Origin of the sequence: Streptomyces sp. NPDC046900 (assembly GCF_040644975.1) — a bacterium.
Classification (GTDB): domain Bacteria; phylum Actinomycetota; class Actinomycetes; order Streptomycetales; family Streptomycetaceae; genus Streptomyces.
Genome location: NZ_JBEYXD010000119.1, coordinates 13959 through 18980, shown reverse-complemented (window position 1 = coordinate 18980; position 5022 = coordinate 13959). Strand labels below are relative to the sequence as shown.

Genomic DNA, 5022 nt, shown 5'->3' with positions numbered 1-5022 from the left:
TTGAGGGCCTCCTTTCCGAGCACGTATGGGACCCGGAACCAGAATCCACCGGGCTGTGCAGGAAGGGGGGCCCGGCCCTCATAGAGTCAGCTCAGTGAACTGGACTACCTCCGCGAGATTGAGCGCCTCGCGAGGCGCGTCACCGCGGAGGCATCCGACGAAGGATGGCTCTCGTTTCAGGCAGACCCAGAGGATTCGACACCCCTCCAGCGCGGCGTGAACGGACTTGCTCGGGCTCTCCGCCATTACCACTTCGAGGGCGATGGATGTATGGAGGAGGACCGGCCCCGGGTCAGACTCGTCGGAGCCACAGTGCTCAAGCCCGGGGCCATGCCGGCCGGGGTGGAGGAAGGGTACGAGGCGGTGTGTACGCGCATCGGCGTCGAGCCCAGGTCTGAGGGCTGGGCACTGTGGAACACCTGGAGCGACGGGGAGTTGAAGGTGACCATGGTGGTGTCCGCCGTCGAGACGACCGAGGGGCTGATCCAGAACTGGTCACGAGGAAGGGCCATCGATCCGGTGGCTCCGCTGCCGTCCCAGGTCGCCCTCGTCCGCCGGGACTGGATAGGACCGATGACGTTCTCGCCTCGCGCCGTCAGCCGGATGGGCCTCAACGGTGAGCCGCTGTCCTGGACGATCGATGCCAAGGGTCAGTGGTCGTAGCGATCCTGGACTTGCCGGACGGGTGGCGGGACCCCATACCCTGAGTCCCCGTCCGCACTCTCTGGGGGAGTCATGACCAGTAGGTTCACCGAGTTGGTTGTCGACTGCCACGATCCGGAGCTGCTCGCGGCCTTCTGGTGCGCGGTCCTGGACTTCAAGGTGATCGACCGGAGCGAGGACAAGGTCGAGATCGGCTCCTGGGAGCCGACCGTCGAGGAGGTCCGGGCCCGCCAGATGCCGCCCACTGTGTTGTTCATCCGGGTGCCCGAGGGCAAGACCGTGAAGAACCGGCTCCACCTGGACGTCAGCCCGATCGACAGCAGCACCGACGACGAGGTGGCCAGGCTGCTTGGCCTTGGCGCCGCCAAGGTGGACGTGGGCCAGGGCCCGGGCCGGCGCTGGGTGGTCATGGCCGACCCCGAGGGCAACGAGTTCGACGTCCTGCGCACCCTGGCACCGCCCAACTAGATGATCCGCCCGAAGGGTCAGCGGTCGTAGGCGGTCAGTGAGCGCAGGGCCGGCTGTCCGCTCCGGTCGTGGTGCCACATGGTGATGGTCAGCGTGAGGAGCGCTGCATGACGCGGGCCACGACGCCGGCGGCTGTGCGGCCTTGGTTCTGTTCGAGGTGAAGCCGCGCTCCTTGGCGAAGATCTGAACGAAGAGTGGCTCGCGGTCCGGCACCGTGGTCGCGATACGCGCTTGAACGACTTCGTCTTTGTCCCGCCCGTCGCGCACGGTGACGAGATCGGCCCCAAGGTCGGCTGCCACTCGCTCCAGTGCAGCGGGCAAGCCGCCCGCGGCGGCCGGGTCGCGATAGAGGTTGGGGGACCATAGCGTGGGGCCACAGCACCACAGGGGACGCCCGTCTATGCACGATCGCGACGTCGGCGAGCGGTAAGTGCGCTCGCGATGGCGGCCATGGCTGTCCCAAACAGCAGCCCGAACCAGGGCAGCGGCCTGAAAGCCGTGTGCGAGACCAGTCCGTAAATGATGAGGCCCAGTGTCCCGCCCGCGAGGAAGAACGAACCGCCTCGGAACGCGTACCACCATCGGGGGCGGTCAGGCCCTGTCGTCACGGCCAGTCCCTTCGAGTGCCGACTACGCGGCCCCATGGCCGTGCGTTCCGGACCATGGCACGGTGGATTCGCTGCGGGGAAGGATGGTCGCAAGGTGAACGGGGCTGAATGAGACGGAAAGTGGGGCGGGCGCTGCGGTCGTTGTCAGAGGTCTGCTTAAGGGCTGTCCTACGTTCAAGGCGTGGGTCTGTTCTGGTCATTCGTAGGATCGGAGGACCCGGGGGCTCCGGGTATGGCTGTAAAGGCCGGGCCGACCGATGCCGGGTGGCCGGGCCCGGCATCGGTCGGTCAAGTTCAGTACTGGCTGCCGAGACGGTGCCGCGTAAGCGGTGAATTCTCGTCAACGCTGCCAATTAGGGGTGGGTCGACACGGGGGAAGCGGCCTGTCAAGGAGCCCCCTGTACCGGCAGAGCAGACGGCTGTCTCTGCCTGCGTGGCGGGATTCCGCCCGCGTTGTCGATGAGACGGCCGACGCGACACGGCTGACGTGCCGTGTCGCGTTCCGCTTGGTACGCCCGGCGACCGTGCTGTCCTTCGGTGCGCGTACGGCACCCGGCGGTCGCGGCGTCGAACCGCTGTGCGCACGGTGTCGTTCAGGGGGCCGGGGACCCAGACTTCGGTGTGGCGGTGCCGGTACGTCGCACCAACCGGATGGCGGCGTAGGTGCACAGGCTAAGCCAGCACAGGGCCAGCAGCCAGCCGCCCAGCACGTCGGAGAACCAGTGGACGCCCAGATACACCCGGCTCAGGCCGACCAGGGCGCCCCAGATGAGGGCAACGGCCACGAAGCCGGCCCGGCCTCGCGGCGCGCGCACCAGGATGGCCAGGGTCAGCAGCCCGGCTGCCATCGCGGACGTCGTCGTGTGGCCCGAGGGGAACGACCAGCCCGACGCGTGCGTCACCCAGTTCTCTGCCGCGGGGCGGGGGCGTGCAGCCAGCGACATCACGCTGTAGCGCACGGTCTGTCCCAGGGCCAGGCAGGCGAGGCAGGCGGCGACGGCGACCATGCGCTGCCGCAGCGTGCGTCCGATCAGGAGACCGGCGACGGCGGCCAGGAGATAGGGCACCAGCCCCGTCCCCGTGTACGTCACCGCCCTCGCCACCGAGACCCCGACCGGCGGGCGGTGGCCGACCGACCAGGCCAGCAGATCCTGGTCACCGAAGAGCGGGGCGCCGCCGCGTCCCTTCACGCTCAGGGCCAGCAACACGAACGCCACCAGGGCGCCCACCGCCGTCGAACCGGCGAGGTCGGCCCTGTCCTGCCGCCTCACCACGGCATGTTGCTCACGGCGGCCGCGTTCGGCGGCCTGGTGCGCGAAGCTGCGCCCATAGTGGTGAGCCCCTTCCATAATGGACATGCGGTCCGGGCCCGGCCCGACCGCATAAAGACTACAATCTTGTAGACGGTCTACGGCAATGTAGACGACGGCGGGGTGAGGAAGGTTCCATGGCCGAAGCGAAGGACGAGCGCCGCCCGGCAGGTGAGCTGGAAGCGAGTGTCATGGCCGCCCTCTGGGCCGCCGGCGCCCCCCAGACCCCGGGCGAGGTGCAGCTGAGCCTCGGCACGGGACTCGCCCGTACGACGGTGACGACGATCCTGTCCCGGCTGCATGAGAAGGGCGTCGTCGGCCGCGCGCGCCAGGGCCGCGGCTACGCCTACTTCCCGGTCCAGGACGCCCACGGGCTCACCGCCCGGCGCATGCACACCGAGCTGGACCGGGACAGCGACCGGCACACGGTGCTGGCCCGGTTCGTCGCCCAGCTCAGCGAGGACGACGAACGTGTCCTGCGGGACCTGCTGGAATCGGGTGAGCAGTGACCTTCCTGTTGCTCGTTCCCCTGGCCCTGCCGTTCGCGACGCCCCCGCTCGCACGGCGCGCTCTCGCACGGCTCGCGCCCTCGACCGCGCTCTGGCTGGTGGCGGGCTCCACGCTCGTGCTCGCGTTCTGTTCCCTGACCGCGCTCGGCGCCTTCGTCCTGACCGGGCTGCTCCAGTTGCCGCTGTTCGCCGCGCTCGGCGCACTGGTCCGTCCGTTCCGCGCCGGGTCGGACCTGTTCGTGGTGCCCGCGGCCGCGTTCTCGGTGGGCGCGCTCGCCGTCTGCCTGTGGGCCGTGGCCCACGCTGTGCTGCGCCAGGCCAGGGCCTTCCGCGCCGCCACCAGCGAGGCGGACCGCCGCTCCACAGCGGGCGACCTCTGCGTCATCGACGCCCCGCACCCGGAGGCCTACGCCCTGCCCGGCAGGCCGCACCGCATCGTCGTCACCACCGGCATGCTGCGCAGCCTCGGCCCGGACGAGCGGGAGGCGCTCTTCGCCCATGAACGGGCCCACAACGCCGGCGGACACCACTACTTTCTCGCCCTCGCCGAGCTGGCCGGCCACTGCCACCCCGCGCTGCGTACCGCGGCCGCGGTCATCCGGCTCGCGGTCGAGCGGACGGCGGACGAGGCCGCCGCCGCGGTGGTGGGGGACCGGCGGCTGACCGCACGTGCCATCGGCCGAGCCGCGCTCGCCGCCCGCGCCGGCCACCGGGAGCGGCCCTCCTTCGCGGCCGCCGTGAACACCGGACCGGTGCCGCAGCGGGTCGCCGCCCTGCTGGCGACCCCCCGCACGCCGCACCGGGCCGTCTCCTGGATCACCGCCCTCCTGGTCGCCTGCGCGGCACTCTCCGCCTGCGCCTCGGCCACCGGAGTCATCGGCTTCCATCACCAGGTCGAGGTCGCGCAGGGCGAGGCGGCCCGCTGAACGGCCTCAGTGGCCGGGAGCGACGAACGACGTACGCGGTCAGGGCCGCTGAACGGCCTGGGCGGCCAGGGCGAGGACGGCCGCCGACAGGGCCTGGGCCACCAGGGCGAGATGGGCCGCTGACAAGTCCGGGGGGCCAGCGCGGGGTGGGCCGCTGACAAGTCCTGGGGGCCGGCGCGAGGGGGCGCCGACAGGGCCCCGGCGGCCAAGGGGCGGGAAGCCGCCGAAACGACCTCGACGAGCAGGGCGAGGGGGGCCGCCGGAAACGACCTCGACGAGCAGGGCGAGGGGGGCCGCCGGAAACGACCTGCGCGACCAGGGTGCCGAACGCCCCCGAACCGCCTGGAGCGCCATCCGCCGCTCCAGGCCCGAGCCCCAGCCGCACCCGGCCTGAGTCCAGCCGCTCCAGGTCCGAGCCCCAGCCGCACCCGGCCCGAGCCCCAGCCGCTCCAGGCCCGAGCCCCAGCCGCACCCGGCCTGAGTCCAGCCGCTCCAGGTCCGAGCCCCAGCCGCACCCGGCCCGAGCCCCAGCCGCTCC

Annotated in this window: 5 protein-coding genes; 4 read left to right on the top strand and 1 reads right to left on the bottom strand. The window is 71.2% G+C overall.

The features are described from left to right. The first annotated feature begins 270 nt into the window (after positions 1–270). Together ABZ904_RS46130 and ABZ904_RS46125 are read left to right on the top strand one after the other, a co-directional pair. Positions 271–663, top strand: a complete 393-nt coding sequence (locus tag ABZ904_RS46130; protein ID WP_359401495.1) for a hypothetical protein — start codon at positions 271–273, stop codon at positions 661–663. A 72-nt stretch (positions 664–735) separates the two neighbouring features. Further along, complete coding sequence (locus ABZ904_RS46125; protein ID WP_359401492.1) at positions 736–1131, top strand: VOC family protein; 396 nt, start codon at positions 736–738, stop codon at positions 1129–1131. 1201 nt (positions 1132–2332) lie between these two features. Here ABZ904_RS46125 and ABZ904_RS46120 read toward each other — a convergent pair. Further along, positions 2333–3097 (bottom strand): phosphatase PAP2 family protein, encoded by a 765-nt coding sequence (locus ABZ904_RS46120; protein WP_360993656.1) that lies wholly within the window; start codon positions 3095–3097, stop codon positions 2333–2335. Between the two features lie 89 nt (positions 3098–3186). Here ABZ904_RS46120 and ABZ904_RS46115 point away from each other — a divergent pair, with 89 nt between their 5' ends. Together ABZ904_RS46115 and ABZ904_RS46110 are read left to right on the top strand one after the other, a co-directional pair. Next, entirely contained in the window at positions 3187–3558 is a 372-nt protein-coding gene (locus ABZ904_RS46115) for a BlaI/MecI/CopY family transcriptional regulator (protein ID WP_360993653.1), read from the top strand. Beyond that, complete coding sequence (locus ABZ904_RS46110) at positions 3555–4484, top strand: M56 family metallopeptidase (protein WP_359401483.1); 930 nt, start codon at positions 3555–3557, stop codon at positions 4482–4484. Before ABZ904_RS46115 ends, ABZ904_RS46110 begins: the two co-directional genes overlap by 4 nt. Positions 4485–5022 lie beyond the last annotated feature (538 nt).